Source organism: Leclercia sp. M-A074-M (genome assembly GCF_965195605.1).
Lineage (GTDB): Bacteria > Pseudomonadota > Gammaproteobacteria > Enterobacterales > Enterobacteriaceae > Enterobacter.
In genome coordinates, this window is sequence record NZ_CBDAHM010000008.1 from 93800 (window position 1) to 113993 (window position 20194).

A 20194-nucleotide genomic window follows, 5' to 3' on the forward strand; every position below is an offset into this window, starting at 1 on the left:
TGGTTCAATTAGTTTTGCAATTATTTAACAACTGACGAAATGCCCTAAAATACCCCTGCTGAAAGGTATCAGCTTATGGATAAATTGATACAGATCATGTTTTCGGTACTCAGAAGTGAGTAATCTTGATTACGCCACCAGGGAGACTCAGAGTCTGAACGTAGGCTACTGATGGGAGGCTCTTTTAGTAAATCAGGGGAACGATAAAAACATTAACACCTTGTTTTTACGTAAGTTAAGCAAGTGGCAATGACGCTGACTATACTGTTTTCGTGTCGAGCAGCTGATTTACTAAAAGAGTTTAACATTATCAGGAGAGCATTATGGCTGTTACTAATGTCGCTGAACTTAACGCACTTGTAGAGCGCGTAAAAAAAGCCCAGCGTGAATATGCCAATTTCACCCAAGAACAGGTTGATAAAATCTTCCGCGCCGCCGCTCTGGCTGCTGCAGATGCTCGAATCCCTCTCGCTAAAATGGCCGTTGCCGAATCTGGTATGGGTATCGTCGAAGATAAAGTGATCAAAAACCACTTTGCTTCCGAGTATATCTACAACGCCTATAAAGACGAGAAGACTTGTGGCGTTCTGTCTGAAGATAACACGTTCGGTACCATCACCATTGCTGAGCCAATCGGCATCATCTGCGGTATCGTTCCAACCACCAACCCAACGTCTACTGCTATCTTCAAATCGCTCATCAGCCTGAAGACGCGTAACGCGATCATTTTCTCTCCACACCCACGTGCTAAAGATGCCACCAACAAAGCTGCAGATATCGTTCTGCAAGCGGCGATCGCTGCGGGTGCACCAAAAGACCTGATCGGCTGGATCGATCAGCCTTCCGTGGAGCTGTCTAACGCTCTGATGCACCACCCAGACATTAACCTGATTCTGGCAACTGGTGGCCCAGGCATGGTTAAAGCGGCCTATAGCTCCGGTAAACCGGCTATCGGCGTAGGTGCGGGTAATACCCCTGTTGTTATCGACGAAACCGCCGATATCAAACGTGCTGTTGCCTCTGTACTGATGTCTAAAACCTTCGATAACGGCGTAATCTGTGCTTCCGAGCAGTCCGTTGTGGTTGTTGACTCCGTATACGATGCCGTTCGCGAACGTTTCGCCAGCCACGGCGGCTACCTGCTGCAGGGTAAAGAGCTGAAAGCGGTTCAGGACATCATCCTGAAAAATGGTGCACTGAACGCCGCCATCGTAGGTCAGCCAGCGTATAAAATTGCTGAACTGGCAGGTTTCACCGTTCCAGCCAGCACGAAGATCCTGATTGGCGAAGTGAATATCGTTGACGAAAGCGAGCCGTTTGCGCACGAAAAACTCTCTCCGACGCTGGCAATGTACCGCGCGAAAGATTTTGAAGAAGCGGTTGTTAAAGCGGAGAAACTGGTAGCTATGGGCGGTATCGGTCATACCTCCTGCCTGTATACCGACCAGGACAACCAGCCAGATCGTGTTGCTCACTTCGGTCAGATGATGAAAACAGCACGTATTCTGATTAACACCCCTGCTTCTCAGGGTGGTATCGGTGACCTGTATAACTTCAAACTCGCGCCTTCCCTGACTCTGGGTTGTGGTTCATGGGGTGGTAACTCCATCTCTGAGAACGTTGGTCCTAAGCACTTGATCAACAAGAAAACCGTTGCTAAGCGAGCTGAAAACATGTTGTGGCATAAACTTCCGAAATCTATCTACTTCCGCCGTGGCTCCCTGCCAATCGCGCTGGATGAAGTGATTACTGATGGCCACAAACGTGCGCTCATCGTGACTGACCGTTTCCTGTTCAACAACGGCTACGCAGACCAGATCACCTCTGTTCTGAAAGCGGCTGGCGTGGAAACTGAAGTCTTCTTCGAAGTTGAAGCTGACCCAACCCTGTCCGTTGTTCGCAAAGGCGCAGAGCTGGCAAACTCCTTCAAACCAGACGTGATCATCGCGCTGGGTGGCGGCTCCCCAATGGACGCAGCCAAAATTATGTGGGTAATGTACGAGCACCCAGAAACGCACTTCGAAGAGCTGGCGCTGCGCTTTATGGATATCCGTAAACGTATCTACAAGTTCCCGAAAATGGGCGTGAAAGCGAAAATGATCGCCGTCACCACCACTTCCGGTACCGGTTCTGAAGTGACGCCATTTGCTGTTGTTACCGACGATGCAACAGGTCAGAAATACCCACTGGCAGACTACGCTCTGACCCCGGACATGGCGATTGTTGACGCCAACCTGGTCATGGACATGCCGAAATCACTCTGTGCATTCGGTGGTCTGGATGCGGTAACTCACGCCCTGGAAGCTTATGTTTCTGTACTGGCGTCTGAGTTCTCTGACGGTCAGGCTCTGCAGGCACTGAAACTGCTGAAAGAGAACCTGCCAGCCTCTTATAACGAAGGCTCTAAAAACCCGGTTGCCCGTGAGCGTGTGCACAGTGCTGCCACCATCGCCGGTATCGCGTTTGCTAACGCCTTCCTGGGTGTGTGTCACTCCATGGCGCACAAGCTGGGCTCTCAGTTCCACATTCCTCACGGTCTGGCGAACGCCCTGCTGATTTCTAACGTTATCCGTTACAACGCTAACGATAACCCGACCAAGCAGACGGCATTCAGCCAGTACGACCGTCCGCAGGCTCGTCGTCGCTACGCAGAAATTGCTGACCACCTGGGCCTGAGCGCTCCTGGCGATCGTACTGCTGCGAAGATCGAGAAACTGCTGGCATGGCTGGAAAGCCTGAAAGCGGAACTGGGTATTCCTAAGTCTATCCGTGAAGCTGGCGTTCAGGAAGCTGACTTCCTGGCACACGTAGACAAGCTGTCTGAAGATGCCTTTGATGACCAGTGTACCGGTGCGAACCCGCGCTACCCACTGATCGCAGAGCTGAAACAGATCCTGCTGGATACCTTCTATGGCCGCGAATACACTGAAGGTGTGGTTGCTGCACCGGCAGCTGTAGAAACGCTGGTAAAAGCGGATAAGAAAGCGAAGAAAAGCGCTTAATTAATCGCTCAATAAAAAACCCGCTCCGGCGGGTTTTTTTATGTCTCTTTTCCAGCGCAAATAGCGACAGACGAACTGGACCGTTAACGACGACTGGCTTCCTGAATCGCCGTCAGAGAGCCTGTTACCAGCGCCTCTTTATAATGCTTACGACATACGGATACATAGCGCTCATTACCGCCAATCACCACCTGTTCGCCTTCCGCATAGGGTTTTCCTGCCTGATCAAGACGCAGCACCATACTCGCTTTACGCCCGCAGAAGCAGATGGTTTTTAATTCCACCAGCTTATCTGACCATGCCAGCAAATACTGGCTGCCGACAAACAGTTCGCCGCGAAAATCCGTTCGCAGCCCATAGCAAAGTACTGGAATATCCAGTTCATCAACGACTTCAGAAAGCTCATGAACCTGCTGACGCGTTAAAAACTGGCTCTCATCCACCAGCACGCAATGGACTGCCTGGTCAGCCGCCTGTGCACGAATTTCGTCCAGCAGATTAGTTTGTGGGTTAAATAACCTGGCTGGAGAAGAGAGGCCAATTCGCGAACTCACTTTTCCGGCACCAAAACGGTCATCGATTTCGGCGGTGTAAACCACCGTACGCATCCCACGCTCCTGGTAATTGTAGGAGGATTGCAGTAACGCGGTCGACTTACCTGCGTTCATTGCTGAATAGTAGAAATACAGTTGTGCCATTGGCCGTTAAACCCTAATCAATGTGTATTATTACCGATAGGCGATTGTACCATATTTTGTCGGGTCTTCCGTGCTGCAGCGCGGAAGACCCGCGTTACGAGAGATTTTATCCACCACCGGGATATAGGACACATCATGAAGGAGCATACGAAAAGAACATAAAAACCCATGGTTTTATAAACGCTAAGTTCCGGAAAAACCTGTTATTTTAATGTCGCCACCAGGCTGAAAATGATTCAGGCGTAATTAACGGTTTCATCGGGTAACCGTGTTTTCAGTACTAATACGAAAGGTTGATATTTATCCGGAGAAACAATAATCCCCATGAAAATTGCCTGTAAAAAAAGAGTTCACCGTCAGGTTTACAACGCATCTTTTGATAACGTCGCCCCCCTTTCTCCCCGCCAAATTTAAGTTCCGGTAATTAATAATAGTGCCGAATATTAGGTATTTTTGAATTCCTTACATTCTGGCCTATTGCACATATCAATTTATGCCTCTATTATTACCTCAACAAACCCCCACATTATAAGTTTGAGATTACTACAATGAGCGAAGCACTTAAAATTCTGAACAACATCCGCACTCTCCGTGCCCAGGCGAGAGAATGTACTCTGGAAACGCTTGAAGAAATGCTGGAGAAATTAGAAGTCGTTGTTAATGAGCGTCGTGAAGAAGAAAACGCCGCTGCTGCTGAAATCGAAGAACGTACACGTAAACTGCAGCAATATCGTGAAATGCTGATCGCTGATGGTATTGATCCTAACGAATTGCTGAACAGCATGGCTGCCGCTAAAACCGGTACTAAAGCTAAACGTGCTGCGCGTCCGGCTAAATATAGCTACATCGATGAGAACGGCGAATCTAAAACCTGGACCGGCCAGGGCCGTACTCCAGCTGTTATCAAAAAAGCAATGGATGAGCAAGGTAAACAACTGGACGACTTCCTGATCCAGGAATAAGCCAGTAAATATCCGAAAAATCCCGCTTAATGCGGGATTTTTTATGCCTTTATTTTATCTCGTGTGACATTCTGTTACACGTGCACATATAACGATTACATCACACTATTACCCTGCCCTACATGAGCGACACCCTAAAAAGGTTATAAAAAAACCGGCGTAGCATAGCTATCACCGGTTTTGCTTAGGGCGTTAACGCCGTATTAGTTTTTAATGTCCAGCGTCTCTTTCAGCCAGCCCTTAAATTCTTCGCCCAGGGACTGGTGACGAACACCATATTCAACGAAGGCCTGCATGTAACCGAGTTTATTACCGCAGTCATGGCTCTTACCTTTCATATGGTAAGCCTCGACGGTCTCTTTTTCGATCAGCATGTCGATGGCATCGGTCAGCTGGATCTCATCGCCGGCGCCTGGAGGCGTTTTCGCCAGCAGCGGCCAAATCTCTGCGCTCAGTACATAACGCCCTACTACAGCGAGGTTAGATGGCGCTACGTCGGCTTTTGGCTTCTCAACCACGCCAACCATTGGCACGCTGTCGCCTGGCTTCATATCGACGCCTTTGCAGTCCACAACGCCATAAGCGGTAACGTCTTCAACTGGCTCAACCATGATCTGGCTGCTGCCCGTTTCGTCGAAGCGTTTAATCATTTCAGCCAGGTTATCCTGGGAAAGATCGGATTCAAACTCGTCCAGAATAACGTCGGGTAAAATAACCGCTACCGGCTCGTTACCGACTACCGGGTGGGCACACAACACGGCGTGACCCAGACCTTTTGCCAGCCCCTGACGGACCTGCATAATAGTGACATGCGGCGGGCAAATAGACTGCACTTCCTGAAGAAGCTGACGCTTCACGCGTTTTTCCAGCATGGCTTCAAGTTCAAAACTGGTATCGAAATGGTTTTCGATAGAGTTTTTGGATGAATGTGTTACCAGCACAATTTCAGTGATGCCTGCAGCAATACATTCGTTGACCACATACTGGATTAATGGCTTATCAACGAGTGGCAGCATCTCTTTTGGAATTGCCTTCGTTGCTGGCAGCATCCTGGTTCCCAACCCGGCAACCGGGATAACGGCCTTTCTCACTTTCGAATTTACGGCAGCCATTGAAACTCTCCTGAACTGTTCATGTTTTGAACTTTAGTCTGCATTAATAACGCGTTCAGTATATCAGCCTGTGGATGGTGTCCGGGTCTGAAAAGGACGCGCTACCGCTTAATTAGGATAAATACGAATAAAAACAGGCACCGATAGTAGCATTGCCCGTAAAACGACGGTAAAGCTATCTACCGTTTAAATTCCAACTGACTATTCTGTGGACAACATTAAGCGCAACCGCCCCCCCGTCCCCCAAATTTGGCATTGCCATGAGGTACAGCGGTGGCTTATTTGATTCAGGTAAGTATTTCCTAAGGTTCCTAACGGGACGCCGTTACTGACCTGAATATGATGCTCCCCGGTATTTAGCGTGGCATTAAGTCCGGCAGAGACCAAAATCAAATTTTTCAGGCCGCTATGGTAATAACCGACCAGTAATGGGAATTGTCCTGGTAAACTGGCCTGGCGCAACAGCTGGTTGACCTGTTTCAACAGGCTGCCTAACTCAGGCAGACGCTGACCCTGATGAGAAAGTTGTTCCTGAAGCAATCCATTAAATAATGCCCGCAATAATAATGCCGCCAGCACACCATTATCGCCCGCCCGGGTAACATCCAGACAATAAAACGCCAGATCGTTTTCAGATAATGGTGCGATATCCAGCACCAGACCCGGTTGATCGGCAGCCATCAGCTGGCGGTAATTAACTTTGCACCCGGAAAATGTCTGCTGAACCGGCGGCTGAAGCTCCTGTAACAGTTTTGCCGCCGCAGAGGGGTTATTCACCAGCGCATCCCAGTCCTGAAAAAGCCGCTCTTCCTCTTCAACACGCGAATTAAACATATTGGGATAGAGGCAGGCGAGAACGGTTTCACGCAAGCGATTCAGATCTTTAACTGGCTTAAGCAATACGTCCTGGACACCCAGGCGTAACGCTTTTGCGATATCGGCCATATTTTCGGTCGCAGAGATGACCAGAATGGGGATCTGGTCGCCGGCATTACGTAAATGCTCCACCAGCTTCAGGCCATTCATCCGCGGCATGGCGATGTCGCAAATCATCAAATCGGGCTTAATGCCCACCATTTTTTCCAGGGCGTCGATCCCATCACCTGCAAGTGCAGTCGTCGCCCCCAGCGATGATAGCCATGAATCCAGTAAGGAGCGGAAAACAGGCTCGTCTTCAACTATCAGAATTTGTTTCCCGGCTAATGGCTGTGTCATGGTCTCTCCCGGCGCTGACAATAGATAAATAGTGGCATGCTATCGGCACTATCGCCTGTCAGATTTTGCTGAAGTAATCAAAAAAAGGGTGCTCAGGCTGTTGCCCGCACTAAAGGTAATAATTCGTCCATTTTCTTTTCGACTGCCTGCGCGCCTGCGGTAATGGCCGCTTCAGCACGATGGAAATCGAGCGTTGAAATTTGTGGACAAAAAGGTTGAATCAATATATCCGGCGGATCACCCGCCATTCGGTTGCGCTTCAGGCGATTTTCCAGCACCTGAATCGATGTCGTCATGATTTCCATGGCGGTTGGCGCAGCAACCAGTTTACGGGTGGTTCGCGTGAAGCGTCCTCGCAGGCGTTTATGCCATGCGAGATCGTCCAGAGCGGACTCATCCGACTGGGTGTTAACCGGCATCAGATCCTGTTGCATCAGGTGAGCATCGTGCTGGAGATCGACGGCAATTACGATATCAGCCCCCATCGCACGGGTCAGTGAAATAGGGACAGGATTAACAACGCCACCGTCAACCAGCCAGTAACCATTGTGCGGAACCGGTGCCATCAGGCCCGGCATACTGCAGGAGGCGCGGACGGCAAGATGAATATCGCCTTCGGTAAACCAGATCTCCCTGCCGGTGCTGAGGTTGGTCGCAACCGCACCGAAAGGCATCTGACAGCTGGAGAATTCGGTCAGGGGCATCACCTGGCGAAAACGGTTAAAGACGCGCTCTCCGCGTAATAACCCGCCACGTTGCCAGGAGAGATCCATCAGGCGCAGGACGTCCCAGTAGCTAAACGATCGTACCCAGGTTTCCAGCTCGGGAAGCTTGCCACACGAATAGGCGGCCCCCACCAGTGAACCTATTGAACAGCCTGCAACAATATCAATTTCGATACCCAAACGTTGTAAGGCGTTGATCACACCAATATGCGACCAGCCCCGGGCTGCACCTGAGCCCAATGCCAGTCCAATTTTTACTTTTCTCATTAGCCCTGTTTAGCGTCCCCTGGATTCCTGCATAGCGTCATTGCAACCGCTCAGTTAACATAGTGCCACCCTGGCGTTATACGTCATTCATTTTTTAATTTCAGGAAGAGAATCGTGTCTCAACTCTGTCCCTGCGGTAGCGCACTCGAGTATAGCCTATGTTGCCAACGATATCTTACCGGTGAGCAGGTTGCACCGGACCCGGCATCACTTATGCGCTCCCGATATGCCGCTTTTGTGACGCGGGACGCAGACTACCTGATTAAGACCTGGCATCCATCCTGCCATGCTACTGATTTTCGTCAGGAGATCGAGGCCGGATTTGCAAATACGCAGTGGCTCGGCCTCACTCAGTACGAAACGGCAGCAGGCCGGGATGAAAACGAGGGGTTCGTCAGTTTTGTTGCGCGCTTTACCGAGCAAGGAAGAGCGGGCGCGATCATCGAACGCTCGCGTTTCTTAAAGGAGGGCGGAGAGTGGTACTATATTGACGGCACGCGTCCACAGTTTGGTCGTAATGACCCCTGCCCTTGTGGTTCAGGCAAAAAATTTAAAAAGTGTTGCGGGCAATAAGGCCTGACAACACGGTTCAAGCAAACACGTAAGGATTTTCCGGCAATGCAATCAACACAACGTAAAGTGCTGCGCACCATTTGTCCCGACCAGAAAGGGCTGATCGCCCGTATCACCAATATTTGCTACAAACATGAACTGAATATCGTGCAGAACAACGAGTTTGTTGATCACCGTACCGGCCGCTTCTTTATGCGTACCGAGCTGGAAGGGATCTTCAATGACGCGACGTTGCTGGCCGATCTGGACGGCGCGCTCCCGGAAGGTTCCGTGCGTGAACTGAACCCCGCCGGTCGCCGCCGGGTGGTGATCCTGGTTACCAAAGAGGCACACTGCCTTGGCGACCTGCTGATGAAAGCCAACTATGGCGGGTTGGATGTTGAGATCGCCGCGGTCATTGGTAACCACGAGACGCTGCGTACGCTGGTTGAGCGTTTTGATATTCCGTTTGAGCTGGTCAGCCATGAAGGCCATACCCGCGAAGAGCATGACAATTTAATGGCGCAGGCCATCGAAGCGCATAACCCGGATTACGTGGTGCTGGCGAAATATATGCGCGTCCTGACGCCGTCATTCGTTGCCCGCTTCCCGAATAAAATTATCAACATTCACCACTCGTTCCTGCCGGCCTTTATCGGCGCGCGTCCTTATCACCAGGCGTACGAACGCGGCGTGAAAATCATCGGCGCAACGGCACACTACGTGAATGACAATCTGGATGAAGGTCCAATCATCATGCAGGACGTGATTCATGTCGATCACACCTACACGGCGGAAGATATGATGCGTGCCGGCCGCGACGTTGAAAAAAATGTCTTAAGCCGCGCGCTCTATCAGGTGCTGGCGCAGCGCGTCTTTGTCTACGGTAACCGAACGATTATTCTTTAATCCTTTATAAAATGAATTGATTAGCTTTGCGTCTTTATGCGTAAAAATCAGGCAAACGATTCATTTATGCAAAGGAAGTCTTTACAGGGGCGCGTCATTTGATATGATGCGCCCCGCTTCCCACAAGGAAGCAGGCCAGTAAAAGCATTACCCCGTGGTGGGGTTCCCGAGCGGCCAAAGGGAGCAGACTGTAAATCTGCCGTCATCGACTTCGAAGGTTCGAATCCTTCCCCCACCACCATTATTCACCACAGCGATGTGGTAATACCGATGAGATATAGCGATGTTTGCACTTGTCGGGAAGGGTGAGAACCTTCGATAAAGGTTCGAGTCGAGCGAAAGCGAGACAACGTTGCCAAAGGCAACGGCCCGAAGGGTGAGGAGCGAAGCGACGAATAATCCTTCCCCCACCACCATCTTCAAGTTTCACCTCAAAATCTGAATTACCCCTGGTGGGGTTCCCGAGCGGCCAAAGGGAGCAGACTGTAAATCTGCCGTCACAGACTTCGAAGGTTCGAATCCTTCCCCCACCACCATCACTTCTAAATCGCTTTAAACTTCTCAGTTAAAAAATAAATAGTCTTGCTGTTCCGCGCACCTTTTCCCCGGTGGCGCTGCGCTTACCGGGGCTACAAAACCGTACCATACCCGTAGGCCGGGTAAGGCGCAGCCGCCACCCGGCAAGATACCCGCACTACACCCGTAGGCCGGGTAAGGCGCAGCGCCACCCGGCGAAATCCCTTACAACGGGGGCAACCGACGGGTCACCGGTGAACTTTTCACAATCGAGGTGTTGCACTGCGCATGTTCTGCCAGTCCATCCAGCAACGTATCCAGTTGTTCAATGGAGCGCACCACCAGCCGGATAACGAAACAGTCCTCGCCGGTCACTTTGTCGCTTTCAATACACTCCGGCATCTGCTGGATGTATTTATCCACTTTATGCAATAACCCCGGTAACGGTCGCACGCGCACCAGCGCCTGCAGCGTGTAACCCAGCGCGGCCAGGTTTACCCGCGCGCCATACCCCTGAATGATGCCCCGCTCTTCCAGCCTTTTTAAACGCTCTGCCGTACTGGGTGATGTGAGCCCAACCCGGGCGCTTAACACCTTCAGCGATATACGTGCATCCTCTACCAGACAACGCAGAATATGGCGGTCGATCTCATCGATAAGGTAATCCATAACATTCACCTAATTTATAAAAGCAAACCTCTCCTTTTACCTTAATTCAGCGCTGTTAAATCGGACACCGTTTTTTAACAATAGAGGCAATAATCAGGAGGTGTACGATGCGCGACATTCAACAAGGCGTCTGGCAGATGAGCCTGGCGATGCTGATATCCGGCTCTATCGGGGCTTTTGTGCTGCTTTCCGGCTTGCCGGTCACTGACGTAGTGTTCTGGCGCTGTCTGATCGGCGCCATGGCGCTGTTTCTTTTTATTCGTTTCAGTAAACGCCCTTTTAGCCCGTTAACCAAAGTAACCCTGGGTCTGGCCATTCTTGGCGGCATTGCGCTGGTCGTTAACTGGCTGCTGCTGTTTGCCGCGTTCGAACGTATCTCCATCGGACTTTCGACGGTGGTCTATAACACCCAGCCCTTTATGCTGGTGTTAATGGGTATGCTGATGGGCGAGCGGGTGAGTCTGGTGAAATGGGGCTGGCTGTTCCTCGCCTTTGGCGGGGTGGTGATTTTGCTCTCCAGCGAGCTGACCGGCGGACACAGCGCACAATGGCTTTCGGGGATCGGCCTCGCGCTGGGTGCCGCTTTCTTTTACGCCCTCACTGCCATTATCACGCGCAAATTACAGACCATTACACCGCAGCACATCGCCTTTATCCAGGTGTTAACCGGTGTGGTGATGCTGCTGCCGCTGGCGCATATGCCGACCTTCTCCAGCGATTTCCCGTGGGCGATTCTGCTGACGCTGGGCATCGTGCACACGGGGGTGATGTATCAACTGTTATACAGCGCCATTCAGAAGCTCCCTACTCCCATCATCGGCTCGCTGTCATTTATCTATCCGGTCGTCGCGCTCGTTGTCGATAACCTGCTGTTTGGGCATGCGCTCAGCCTCACCCAACTGGCTGGCGGAGCGCTGATCCTGTTTGCCGCTGCGGGTAACAACCTCGGCTGGGGCGAAAAAAAACCCCGCCAGAGCGGGGTTGAGATGAAAACGGCGGATTAGCGACGGGCGCGCACAATCTGGTATTTGCGCGTCATGTACTCCACCGGCGCGCTCCAGATATGCACCAGACGGGAGAACGGGAACAGCAGGAACAGCGTCATGCCCAGCACCAGGTGCACGCGGAAGATAAACGCCACGCCGTCCAGATGCTCAGACGCACCGCCATGGAAGGTCACCACCGACTGTGCCCAACCCACCAGCTTCAGCATTTCGCTGCCGTCCATGTGCTGAGCCGAGAACGGAATGGTCAGCAGACCCAGCGCGCACTGCACCATCAGCAAGGTGAGGATCAGGATATCCGCCCCGGTGGTGGTGGCGCGAACGCGCGGGCTGAACAGACGACGCTTCAGCAGCATCAGGCCGCCCACCAGGGTCATCAGGCCGCAGGCGCCGCCGGCAATCATCGCCATCTTCTGCTTCACGTCCATCGGCAGGAAGGATTCATACATCCAGTGCGGGGTGAGCATTCCGAGGAAGTGACCGGCAAAAATCCCCAGAATCCCGAAGTGGAACAGGTTGGATGCCATGTTCATCCCTTTGCGATCCAGCATCTGGCTGGAGGCGGCGCGCCAGGTGTACTGGCCGTAGTCGTAACGCAGCCAGCTACCAATCAGAAATACCGAACCCGCAATGTACGGATAGATATCGAAGAAGAACATATTCAGGAAGTGCATTATTGCTGTCCTCCGTTAGAGATATTCAAATATTGCGGGGCAACGGCACCGGCAAAACGACGCTGGTGAGCAGAGATTTCCGATTCACCGCAGCTCTGGTCAGCAAAGAACTTCACCTGCTCCTCTTCCCAGACCGCATCCAGCGCCTGTGGGGTGTCGTCGCGGGCTTCATCGGCGATTTTCTCCGCCACTTTTTCACTGTCGACCGAGGCGTTAGCCAGCTTCACCAGCAGTTCGAACAGCACCGCATAGCGGCTTTCACGCTGTTGCAGACGCGCGCTCAGTAACGCCAGGATCGGGGCGATATCCTGCAGGCCGCCCAGCGCCTCTTCTTTTGGCAGCTGTGCCAGATACTCCAGGTAGAGCGGCAGATGATCCGGCAGCTCGCGGCTGTCGAGATGCAGGCCGTGCTGCTCATACTGGGCCATTAAATCCACCATCGCCTGACCGCGATCGCGGGACTCGCCGTGAACATGTTCAAACAGGAGCAGCGAGGTGGCGCGGCCCCGGTCGAACAGCTGGCTGTAGTCAGACTGCGCATCCAGCAGATCGCGCGCTAACAGATCGCGGAGGAAAACGCCCAGTTTCTGGGCATCCTCTTTATCCAGGTTTTCCGATGACGCGAGTGCATCGAAGAGTTCCTGTTGATGCTGCGCCAGCGCAGCATCCGGGTACTCGAGCAGACGCGAAACAATGACGAGTTCAATCATTGGTGCGGCTCCGTTTTGCTGGTCACATCCATCGCGTCGATGCGGCGGCTGTTGAACAGGTTGAATTTGTTGTCTGAACCGTGGCAACCGTCGCCGAAGGTAAAGCCACACCCGCTTTTCTCCGGGAAGGCTTCACGGGCCAGCTCACGGTGGCTGCTCGGCACCACGAAACGGTCTTCGTAGTTGGCAATCGCCAGGTAGCGGTACATCTCCTGGGCCTGGGCTTCGCTTAAGCCCACCTCTTCCAGGGCGCGGGTATCGATGACGCCGTCAACGGTTTCCGCGCGTTTGAAGTGGCGCATCGCCAGCATACGTTTCAGGGCCAGCAGCACCGGCTGGGTATCCCCTGCGGTGAGCAGGTTCGCCAGGTACTGAACCGGGATACGCAGGCTTTCGACGTCCGGCAGGATTCCGTTGCTGCCGAGCTCACCGGCATCCGCCGCAGACTGGATTGGCGACAGAGGCGGCACGTACCAGACCATCGGCAATGTGCGGTATTCCGGATGCAGCGGCAGGGCCAGCTTCCAGTCCATCGCCATTTTGTAGACCGGCGACTGCTGCGCGGCGTCGATCACGCTCTGCGGAATACCGTCCTTCAGCGCCTGGGCGATCACCTTCGGATCGTTCGGATCGAGGAACACATCCAGCTGACGCTGATAGAGATCTTTCTCGTTCTCGGTGCTCGCCGCGTTCTCAATCGCGTCAGCGTCATAGAGCAGTACGCCGAGGTAGCGAATACGGCCTACACAGCTCTCGGAGCAGACGGTTGGCATCCCGGCTTCGATACGCGGGTAGCAGAAGATGCACTTCTCAGACTTACCGCTCTTCCAGTTAAAGTAGATCTTTTTGTACGGGCAGCCGGTGATGCACATACGCCAGCCGCGGCACTTGTCCTGGTCGATCAGCACGATGCCATCTTCTTCACGCTTGTAGATGGCGCCGCTCGGACAGGTGGCGACACACGCCGGGTTGAGGCAGTGTTCGCACAGGCGCGGCAGGTACATCATGAAGGTGTTTTCGAACTGGCCGTACATCGCCTTCTGCATGTTCTCGAAGTTCTGGTCTTTGGCGCGTTTTTCGAACTCGCCGCCCAGAATCTCTTCCCAGTTTGGCCCGCTGGTGATCTTGTCCATTCGCTGACCGGTGATCAGCGAGCGTGGACGGGCGATCGGCTGGTGTTTACTCTCCGGCGCGTTGTGCAGGTTCTGGTAGTCAAAATCAAACGGCTCGTAGTAATCATCGATGCCCGGCAGATGCGGGTTAGCAAAGATTTTACCCAGCAGCAGCGCGCGGTTACCCATGCGCGGCTGCAGCTTGCCGTTGATTTTACGGATCCAGCCGCCCTTCCACTTATCCTGGTTTTCCCAGTCGGTCGGGAAGCCGGTGCCCGGCTTGCTTTCCACGTTGTTGAACCAGGCGTACTCCATCCCTTCCCGGCTGGTCCAGACATTTTTACAGGTGACTGAGCAGGTGTGACAGCCGATGCATTTATCCAGATTCAGCACCATGCCGACTTGTGAACGAATTTTCATTTTACGCTCTCCTGTACCTGGTCATTACCTTCGCCGTCTAACCAGTTAATGTTCTTCATCTTACGTACCACCACGAACTCATCGCGGTTCGATCCTACGGTGCCGTAGTAGTTAAAGCCGTAGGCCAGCTGGGCATAACCGCCGATCATATGGGTTGGTTTCGGCGTAATACGGGTCACAGAGTTGTGGATCCCGCCGCGCTGCTCGGTGATCTCTGAACCCGGCAGGTTCACGATGCGTTCCTGCGCGTGGTACATCATGGTCATCCCGGCCGGTACGCGCTGGCTCACCACCGCACGCGCCGTCAGGGCGCCGTTACTGTTGAAGACTTCGATCCAGTCGTTATCTTCGATCCCCAGATCTTTGGCGTCCGCTTCACTCATCCAGACAATCGGACCACCACGGGACAGGGTCAGCATCAGCAGGTTGTCGCTGTAGGTGGAGTGGATACCCCACTTCTGGTGCGGCGTCAGGAAGTTCAGTGCCTTCTCCGGGTTGCCGTTCGATTTCGCGCCCATCACCGCTTTCACCGAGCGGGTGTCGATTGGCGGACGGTACACCAGCAGGCTTTCACCGAAGTCACGCATCCACTGGTGATCCTGATACAGGGACTGACGCCCGGAGAGGGTACGCCATGGGATCAGCTCGTGAACGTTGGTGTAACCCGCGTTGTAAGAGACATGTTCATCTTCCAGGCCAGACCAGGTCGGGCTGGAGATAATTTTGCGCGGCTGGGCCTGAATATCACGGAAGCGGATCTTCTCGTCTTCTTTGTTCAGCGCCAGATGGGTATGGTCGCGACCGGTAAACTCGCTCAGCGCCGCCCAGGCTTTCACCGACACCTGACCGTTGGTTTCCGGTGCCAGGGTGAGGATCATCTCTGCCGCATCAATCGCCGTATTCAGCATTGGCTGGCCTTTCGCCGGGCCGTCTGCCTTGGTGTAATTGAGCTTACGCAGCAGATCCATCTCGCTCTGGGTATTCCAGGCGATCCCCTTCCCGCCGTTACCGATTTTCTCCATCAGCGGGCCGATAGAGGTAAAGCGTTCGTAAGTGGCCGGGTAGTCACGTTCAACCGGAATAATGTGCGGTGCAGTTACGCCCGGGATCAGGTCGCATTCGCCTTTTTTCCAGTCCTTCACGTCCAGCGGCTGCGCCAGTTCGGCGGCGGAGTCGTGCTGGATGGGCAGCGTCACCACGTCAGTCTCTTTGCCAAGGTGCCCTACGCAGACTTCAGAGAATTTCTTCGCGATCTCTTTGTAGATATCCCAGTCGCTTTTTGATTCCCACGCCGGGTCAACGGCCGCAGAGAGCGGATGAATAAACGGATGCATATCCGAGGTATTCATGTCGTCTTTTTCGTACCAGGTAGCGGTTGGCAGCACGATATCGGAGTAGAGACAGGTACTGGAGAGACGGAAGTCGAGGGTCACCACCAGATCCAGCTTGCCGTCGAGACCGTTGTCTTTCCACTCCACCTCTTCCGGCTTCACGCCGCCCTGCTTGCCGAGATCTTTGCCCTGGATGCCGTTTTCGGTACCGAGCAGGTATTTCAGCATGTACTCGTGCCCTTTACCGGACGAGCCCAGCAGGTTGGAGCGCCAGATGAACAGGTTACGCGGATGGTTTTTACCGTTTTCCGGCTGTTCTGCCGCGAAACGGATGGAGCCCTCTTTCAGGGATTTGACGGTGTAATCCACCGGGGTCATGCCCGCTTTCTTCGCCGCTTCCGCAATGCGCAGCGGGTTGGTGCCCAGCTGTGGCGCAGAGGGCAGCCAGCCCATGCGTTCAGCGCGGACGTTGAAGTCGATAAGGTGACCGCTGTAGCGGGATTTATCCGCCATCGGCGACAGCAGCTCCTGCGCGGTAACCGTCTCGTAGCGCCACTGGCTGGAGTGGTTATAGAAATAAGAGGTGCTGTTCATGTGACGCGCCGGACGCTGCCAGTCAAGGGCAAACGCCAGCGGCTGCCAGCCGGTCTGCGGACGCAGTTTTTCCTGGCCCACGTAGTGTGCCCAGCCGCCGCCGCTCTGACCCACGCAGCCGCAGAAGATCAGCATGTTGATCAAACCGCGATAGTTCATATCGAGGTGATACCAGTGGTTCAGACCGGCACCGACGATGATCATTGAACGACCGTGGGTCTTATCGGCGTTATCGGCAAACTCACGTGCGGTACGGATAATCTGCGCCCGTGGAACGCCGGTGATCTGCTCCGCCCAGGCCGGGGTGTACGCTTTTACGTCGTCATAGCTGGTGGCGCAGTTTTCATCACCGAGACCGCGCTCCAGGCCGTAGTTGGCCAGCGTCAGGTCGTAAACGGTGGTCACCAGTGCGGTTGAGCCGTCGGCGAGCTGCAGGCGTTTCACCGGCAGTTTGTGCATCAGGACGTTCTGCAGCTCCACCTTGTTGAAGTGCTCGGAGCCTTCGCCGCCGAAATACGGGAAGCCAACATCGGCGATCTCGTCCTGGCTGCCCAGCATGCTGAGTCGCAGTTCGGTCTCTTCACCCGTCGTGCCGTTACGCTGCTCAAGGTTCCATTTACCTTTCTCGCCCCAGCGGAAACCAATTGAACCGTTCGGTGCAACCAGCTCGCCATTGCTGTTACAGGCAACGGTTTTCCACTCCGGATTGTTTTCCTGGCCCAGCGCATCCACCAGATCGGCGGCACGCAGCATGCGGCCTGCGGCGTAGTAGCCGTCACGCTCTTCGAGCATGACCAGCATAGGCATGTCGGTGTAACGACGCACGTAGTCGGTGAAGTACTGGCTTGGCTTGTCGAGGTGGAACTCACGCAGCATGACGTGGCCCATCGCCAGCGCCATGGCCGCATCGGTACCCTGCTTCGGTGCCAGCCACAGGTCGCACAGCTTGGCGATTTCGGCGTAGTCCGGGGTCACGGCTACGGTTTTGGTGCCTTTGTAACGCACTTCGGTAAAGAAGTGGGCATCCGGGGTACGTGTCTGCGGAACGTTAGAACCCCAGGCGATGATGTAGCTGGAGTTGTACCAGTCGGCGGATTCCGGAACGTCGGTCTGCTCACCCCAGGTCTGCGGAGAGGCAGGCGGCAGGTCGCAGTACCAGTCGTAGAAGCTCAGGCAGGTGCCGCCGATCAGCGACAGATAACGCGCGCCAGAGGCATAGGAGACCATCGACATCGCCGGGATTGGCGAGAAGCCTGCCACGCGGTCCGGGCCGTAGGTTTTCACGGTATAGACGTTGGAAGCGGCAATCAGCTCATTCACTTCCTGCCAGGAGGAGCGTACAAAGCCGCCGCGACCGCGAGCCTGTTTGAAGCTCTTCGCTTTGTCGGCATCTTCGATAATAGAGGCCCAGGCCAGAACCGGATCGCTGTGCTGCGCTTTCGCTTCACGCCACATTTTCATCAGGCGTTTACGCATCAGCGGGTATTTCAGGCGGTTAGCGCTGTAGAGATACCAGGAGTAGCTGGCACCACGCGGACAGCCGCGCGGTTCGTGGTTTGGCATATCCGGGCGGGTGCGCGGGTAGTCGGTCTGCTGCATTTCCCAGGTCACCAGACCATTTTTGACGAAAATCTTCCAGCTACAGGAGCCGGTGCAGTTTACGCCGTGGGTCGAACGTACGACTTTGTCATGTTGCCAGCGCTGACGGTAACCGTCTTCCCAGTCCCGGTTAGTCTCCAGAACCTGGCCGTGCCCATCGGCAAATGTTTCGCCCTTCTGTTTGAAGTAGCGAAACCGGTCCAAAAATTTGCTCATCGGGTATCTCCTGTATGGAGCCTGTGGCTCTCTAAATCGACATTGCTGATTTGCAGCGAAGGTAACGCTCTGAAAGAGGAGGAGAATTGATAACGATCAAGGGGAGTTGGGGATGTTCAGAAGGGTAAATTTTCGACTACCACCAAAGCGGTACAGAATACAATAATGTAACTTACTGTTTTATATGGTCATTATTTATTTATCCTACAAAAGCGCGCGTAACATTTAACCCCAGCGGTATTAAGGGGTAGGTAAGCCTGTTTAGCGATGGCGATCACAGTGGCCGCATGCTAACGGCGGCTCACCCTTCAAGTATGTTGTAACTAATTGCAGGCTAAAAAAAGCGCGGCACTAGGCCGCGCAAACGGATAATCAAACTTACTTTTTATTAGAATTCCGTCCGTATACCAGCCAGGTGACAAACACGCAGACGATATAGAAAATCAGGAACACCTTCATCGCACCCGCCGGCGAGCCGGTCAGATCCAGCGAGATACCAAAAGCTTTCGGAATAAAGAACCCGCCAATCGCGCCGATCGCTGAGATAAAGCCCAGTGCGGCTGCGGTGTCAGTAGCCGCCTCACGCATCGCCTGCTGCTCAGTGCCGCCCTGCGCTTTAACGCGATCCATCGTCAGTTTACGGAAGATCACCGAAATCATCTGGAAGGTGGAAGCACTCCCCAGCCCGGCGGTCAGGAACAGCACCATAAAGACCGCGAAGAAGGCGCCGAAGTTGCCGCCCACGCCGTTTACCGGCAGGGTCATAAACAGCAGGGCACAGAAGATAGCCATCACCACAAAGTTCACCAGCGTGACGCGGGTGCCGCCCAGACGGTCAGAGATCATCCCGCCGGTAGAGCGTGCCAGGGCACCAATAAACGGCCCGAAGAAGGCGTAGTGCAGGATCTGCACATCCGGGAACTGGGTTTTGGACAGCATCGCAAACCCGGCAGAGAAGCCGATAAAGGAGCCGAACGTTGCCAGATAGAGCAGCGCCATGATCCACAGGTGGGCGCGCTTCAGCACCGGCAGCTGTTCGCTGAGCGACGCTTTCGATGCCGCCAGGTCGTTCATGCCAAACCATGCGGCCAGGGTAAAGACCACCAGGAACGGTACCCAGATCCACGCCGCATTCTGCAGGAACAGGTACGAGCCATCAGCCTGCTCCACGCCTGCGCCACCAAAGGCCGCAAAGATAGAGACCGAGATCGCCAGCGGCGCAATCAGCTGCATTACGCTGACGCCCATGTTGCCCAGGCCGCCGTTGATCCCCAGCGCCCCGCCCTGCTTCTGTTTCGGGAAGAAGAAGCTGATGTTCGCCATGCTGGAGGCAAAGTTTGCCCCTGCAAAGCCGCACAGCAGAGAGATGATCACGAAGGTGCTAAACGGTGTAGAGGTATCCTGTACCGCAAAGCCGAGCCAGACGCACGGAATGATCATGATGCCGGTACTGAACGCGGTCCAGCGGCGTCCGCCGAACACCGGTACCATAAAGGCATAAGGGACACGCAGCAGTGCGCCGGAGAGCGCAGGCAGCGCGGTTAACATAAACAGCTGATCGGTGGTAAACGTGAAGCCCACTTTCGGCAGGTTAACGGCGACGGCGCTGAACAGCATCCAGACGCAGAACGCCAGCAGCAGACAGGGAACGGAAATCCACAGATTACGACTTGCTACACGTTTGCCGCGCTGTTGCCAGAACGCCGGATCTTCCGGACGCCACTCGGTAATGACTGCGCCAGAATCCCTTTCGGGGGTAGTAGAGTGACTCATAGACACCTCTGATTCTTAAAAGTTGCCACAAAGATCAGGGTTTTAAGCCGACAGGAAGTTGATATAAATCAATGGGAAGGTGGGCAATTTTATGGCCTGAAAATCGCTATCCTCCAAAGTGAGTAGCGCTTTTC

General features: G+C 53.9%; 15 protein-coding genes, 2 tRNA genes and 1 other RNA gene. 8 read left to right on the forward strand and 10 right to left on the reverse strand.

Annotated elements, in window-relative coordinates:
• Window positions 1-323: 323 nt before the first annotated feature.
• Window positions 324-3002, forward strand: coding sequence for a bifunctional acetaldehyde-CoA/alcohol dehydrogenase (adhE, locus tag ACOKCT_RS16750; protein ID WP_420193681.1), 2679 nt, complete (start codon window positions 324-326; stop codon window positions 3000-3002).
• A gap of 83 nt (window positions 3003-3085) precedes the next feature.
• On the opposite strand, the gene tdk is transcribed toward adhE, so the two are convergent.
• The gene (tdk, locus tag ACOKCT_RS16755) at window positions 3086-3700 is read right to left on the reverse strand and encodes a thymidine kinase (protein WP_103179920.1); all 615 of its coding nucleotides are present in this window, start codon (window positions 3698-3700) and stop codon (window positions 3086-3088) included.
• Between the two features lie 548 nt (window positions 3701-4248).
• Here tdk and hns point away from each other — a divergent pair.
• Entirely contained in the window at window positions 4249-4662 is a 414-nt protein-coding gene (gene hns, locus ACOKCT_RS16760; protein ID WP_039030686.1) for a histone-like nucleoid-structuring protein H-NS, read from the forward strand.
• A 203-nt stretch (window positions 4663-4865) separates the two neighbouring features.
• On the opposite strand, the gene galU is transcribed toward hns, so the two are convergent.
• The 3 genes from galU to rssA form a co-directional block, all read right to left on the reverse strand.
• Window positions 4866-5774 carry a UTP--glucose-1-phosphate uridylyltransferase GalU gene (gene galU, locus ACOKCT_RS16765; RefSeq protein WP_103179921.1) on the reverse strand — a complete coding sequence of 303 codons (909 nt, stop codon included), beginning with the start codon at window positions 5772-5774 and terminating at the stop codon, window positions 4866-4868.
• Window positions 5775-5975: 201 nt separating this feature from the next.
• A complete protein-coding gene (rssB, locus tag ACOKCT_RS16770) occupies window positions 5976-6989 on the reverse strand; it encodes a two-component system response regulator RssB (protein ID WP_156654662.1) in 1014 nt (337 codons plus the stop codon).
• Window positions 6990-7081: 92 nt separating this feature from the next.
• Window positions 7082-7981: a patatin-like phospholipase RssA gene (gene rssA / locus ACOKCT_RS16775; protein WP_103179923.1), complete on the reverse strand. Its 900-nt coding sequence runs from the start codon at window positions 7979-7981 to the stop codon at window positions 7082-7084.
• 114 nt (window positions 7982-8095) lie between these two features.
• Here rssA and ACOKCT_RS16780 point away from each other — a divergent pair, with 114 nt between their 5' ends.
• The 5 genes from ACOKCT_RS16780 (at window position 8096) to ACOKCT_RS16800 (ending at window position 9978) form a co-directional block, all read left to right on the forward strand.
• A complete protein-coding gene (locus tag ACOKCT_RS16780; protein WP_156654663.1) occupies window positions 8096-8554 on the forward strand; it encodes a YchJ family protein in 459 nt (152 codons plus the stop codon).
• 45 nt (window positions 8555-8599) lie between these two features.
• On the forward strand, window positions 8600-9442 hold the full coding sequence (gene purU / locus ACOKCT_RS16785) for a formyltetrahydrofolate deformylase (protein ID WP_103179925.1): 843 nt from the start codon (window positions 8600-8602) through the stop codon (window positions 9440-9442).
• 156 nt (window positions 9443-9598) lie between these two features.
• Window positions 9599-9683 (forward strand) — tRNA-Tyr (locus ACOKCT_RS16790).
• 43 nt (window positions 9684-9726) lie between these two features.
• Window positions 9727-9858, forward strand: a non-coding RNA gene (locus ACOKCT_RS16795) — RtT sRNA.
• A 35-nt stretch (window positions 9859-9893) separates the two neighbouring features.
• Window positions 9894-9978, forward strand: a tRNA-Tyr gene (locus tag ACOKCT_RS16800).
• 205 nt (window positions 9979-10183) lie between these two features.
• Here the strand turns inward: ACOKCT_RS16800 and ACOKCT_RS16805 are convergent.
• Entirely contained in the window at window positions 10184-10627 is a 444-nt protein-coding gene (locus tag ACOKCT_RS16805; protein WP_420193682.1) for an Lrp/AsnC family transcriptional regulator, read from the reverse strand.
• Between the two features lie 107 nt (window positions 10628-10734).
• Here ACOKCT_RS16805 and ACOKCT_RS16810 point away from each other — a divergent pair, with 107 nt between their 5' ends.
• On the forward strand, window positions 10735-11631 hold the full coding sequence (locus ACOKCT_RS16810) for a DMT family transporter (protein WP_420193683.1): 897 nt from the start codon (window positions 10735-10737) through the stop codon (window positions 11629-11631).
• Here the strand turns inward: ACOKCT_RS16810 and narI are convergent.
• The 5 genes from narI to ACOKCT_RS16835 all read right to left on the reverse strand — a co-directional run bounded on the left by narI (window position 11628) and on the right by ACOKCT_RS16835 (window position 20060).
• On the reverse strand, window positions 11628-12305 hold the full coding sequence (gene narI, locus ACOKCT_RS16815; protein WP_103179928.1) for a respiratory nitrate reductase subunit gamma: 678 nt from the start codon (window positions 12303-12305) through the stop codon (window positions 11628-11630). The two genes, ACOKCT_RS16810 and narI, sit on opposite strands and share 4 nt — an antisense overlap.
• Window positions 12305-13015 carry a nitrate reductase molybdenum cofactor assembly chaperone gene (gene narJ / locus ACOKCT_RS16820; RefSeq protein WP_103179929.1) on the reverse strand — a complete coding sequence of 237 codons (711 nt, stop codon included), beginning with the start codon at window positions 13013-13015 and terminating at the stop codon, window positions 12305-12307. Before narJ ends, narI begins: the two co-directional genes overlap by 1 nt.
• Entirely contained in the window at window positions 13012-14547 is a 1536-nt protein-coding gene (gene narH, locus ACOKCT_RS16825) for a nitrate reductase subunit beta (protein WP_420193684.1), read from the reverse strand. The genes narJ and narH overlap by 4 nt, the downstream gene beginning before the upstream one ends.
• On the reverse strand, window positions 14544-18287 hold the full coding sequence (locus ACOKCT_RS16830; RefSeq protein WP_420193685.1) for a nitrate reductase subunit alpha: 3744 nt from the start codon (window positions 18285-18287) through the stop codon (window positions 14544-14546). The genes narH and ACOKCT_RS16830 overlap by 4 nt, the downstream gene beginning before the upstream one ends.
• A gap of 378 nt (window positions 18288-18665) precedes the next feature.
• Window positions 18666-20060, reverse strand: coding sequence for a NarK family nitrate/nitrite MFS transporter (locus ACOKCT_RS16835; RefSeq protein ID WP_103179932.1), 1395 nt, complete (start codon window positions 20058-20060; stop codon window positions 18666-18668).
• Window positions 20061-20194: the final 134 nt, after the last annotated feature.

Bases quoted from the DNA above. Each gene is read 5' to 3' on its own strand.
- ACOKCT_RS16835 (WP_103179932.1), bottom strand. From the start codon at position 20,060: ATGAGTCACTCTACTACCCCCGAAAGGGATTCTGGCGCAGTCATTACC.
- adhE (WP_420193681.1), top strand. From the start codon at position 324: ATGGCTGTTACTAATGTCGCTGAACTTAACGCACTTGTAGAGCGCGTA.
- ACOKCT_RS16830 (WP_420193685.1), bottom strand. From the start codon at position 18,287: ATGAGCAAATTTTTGGACCGGTTTCGCTACTTCAAACAGAAGGGCGAA.
- narJ (WP_103179929.1), bottom strand. From the start codon at position 13,015: ATGATTGAACTCGTCATTGTTTCGCGTCTGCTCGAGTACCCGGATGCT.
- narH (WP_420193684.1), bottom strand. From the start codon at position 14,547: ATGAAAATTCGTTCACAAGTCGGCATGGTGCTGAATCTGGATAAATGC.
- ACOKCT_RS16810 (WP_420193683.1), top strand. From the start codon at position 10,735: ATGCGCGACATTCAACAAGGCGTCTGGCAGATGAGCCTGGCGATGCTG.
- narI (WP_103179928.1), bottom strand. From the start codon at position 12,305: ATGCACTTCCTGAATATGTTCTTCTTCGATATCTATCCGTACATTGCG.
- hns (WP_039030686.1), top strand. From the start codon at position 4,249: ATGAGCGAAGCACTTAAAATTCTGAACAACATCCGCACTCTCCGTGCC.
- tdk (WP_103179920.1), bottom strand. From the start codon at position 3,700: ATGGCACAACTGTATTTCTACTATTCAGCAATGAACGCAGGTAAGTCG.
- galU (WP_103179921.1), bottom strand. From the start codon at position 5,774: ATGGCTGCCGTAAATTCGAAAGTGAGAAAGGCCGTTATCCCGGTTGCC.
- purU (WP_103179925.1), top strand. From the start codon at position 8,600: ATGCAATCAACACAACGTAAAGTGCTGCGCACCATTTGTCCCGACCAG.
- ACOKCT_RS16805 (WP_420193682.1), bottom strand. From the start codon at position 10,627: ATGGATTACCTTATCGATGAGATCGACCGCCATATTCTGCGTTGTCTG.
- rssA (WP_103179923.1), bottom strand. From the start codon at position 7,981: ATGAGAAAAGTAAAAATTGGACTGGCATTGGGCTCAGGTGCAGCCCGG.
- rssB (WP_156654662.1), bottom strand. From the start codon at position 6,989: ATGACACAGCCATTAGCCGGGAAACAAATTCTGATAGTTGAAGACGAG.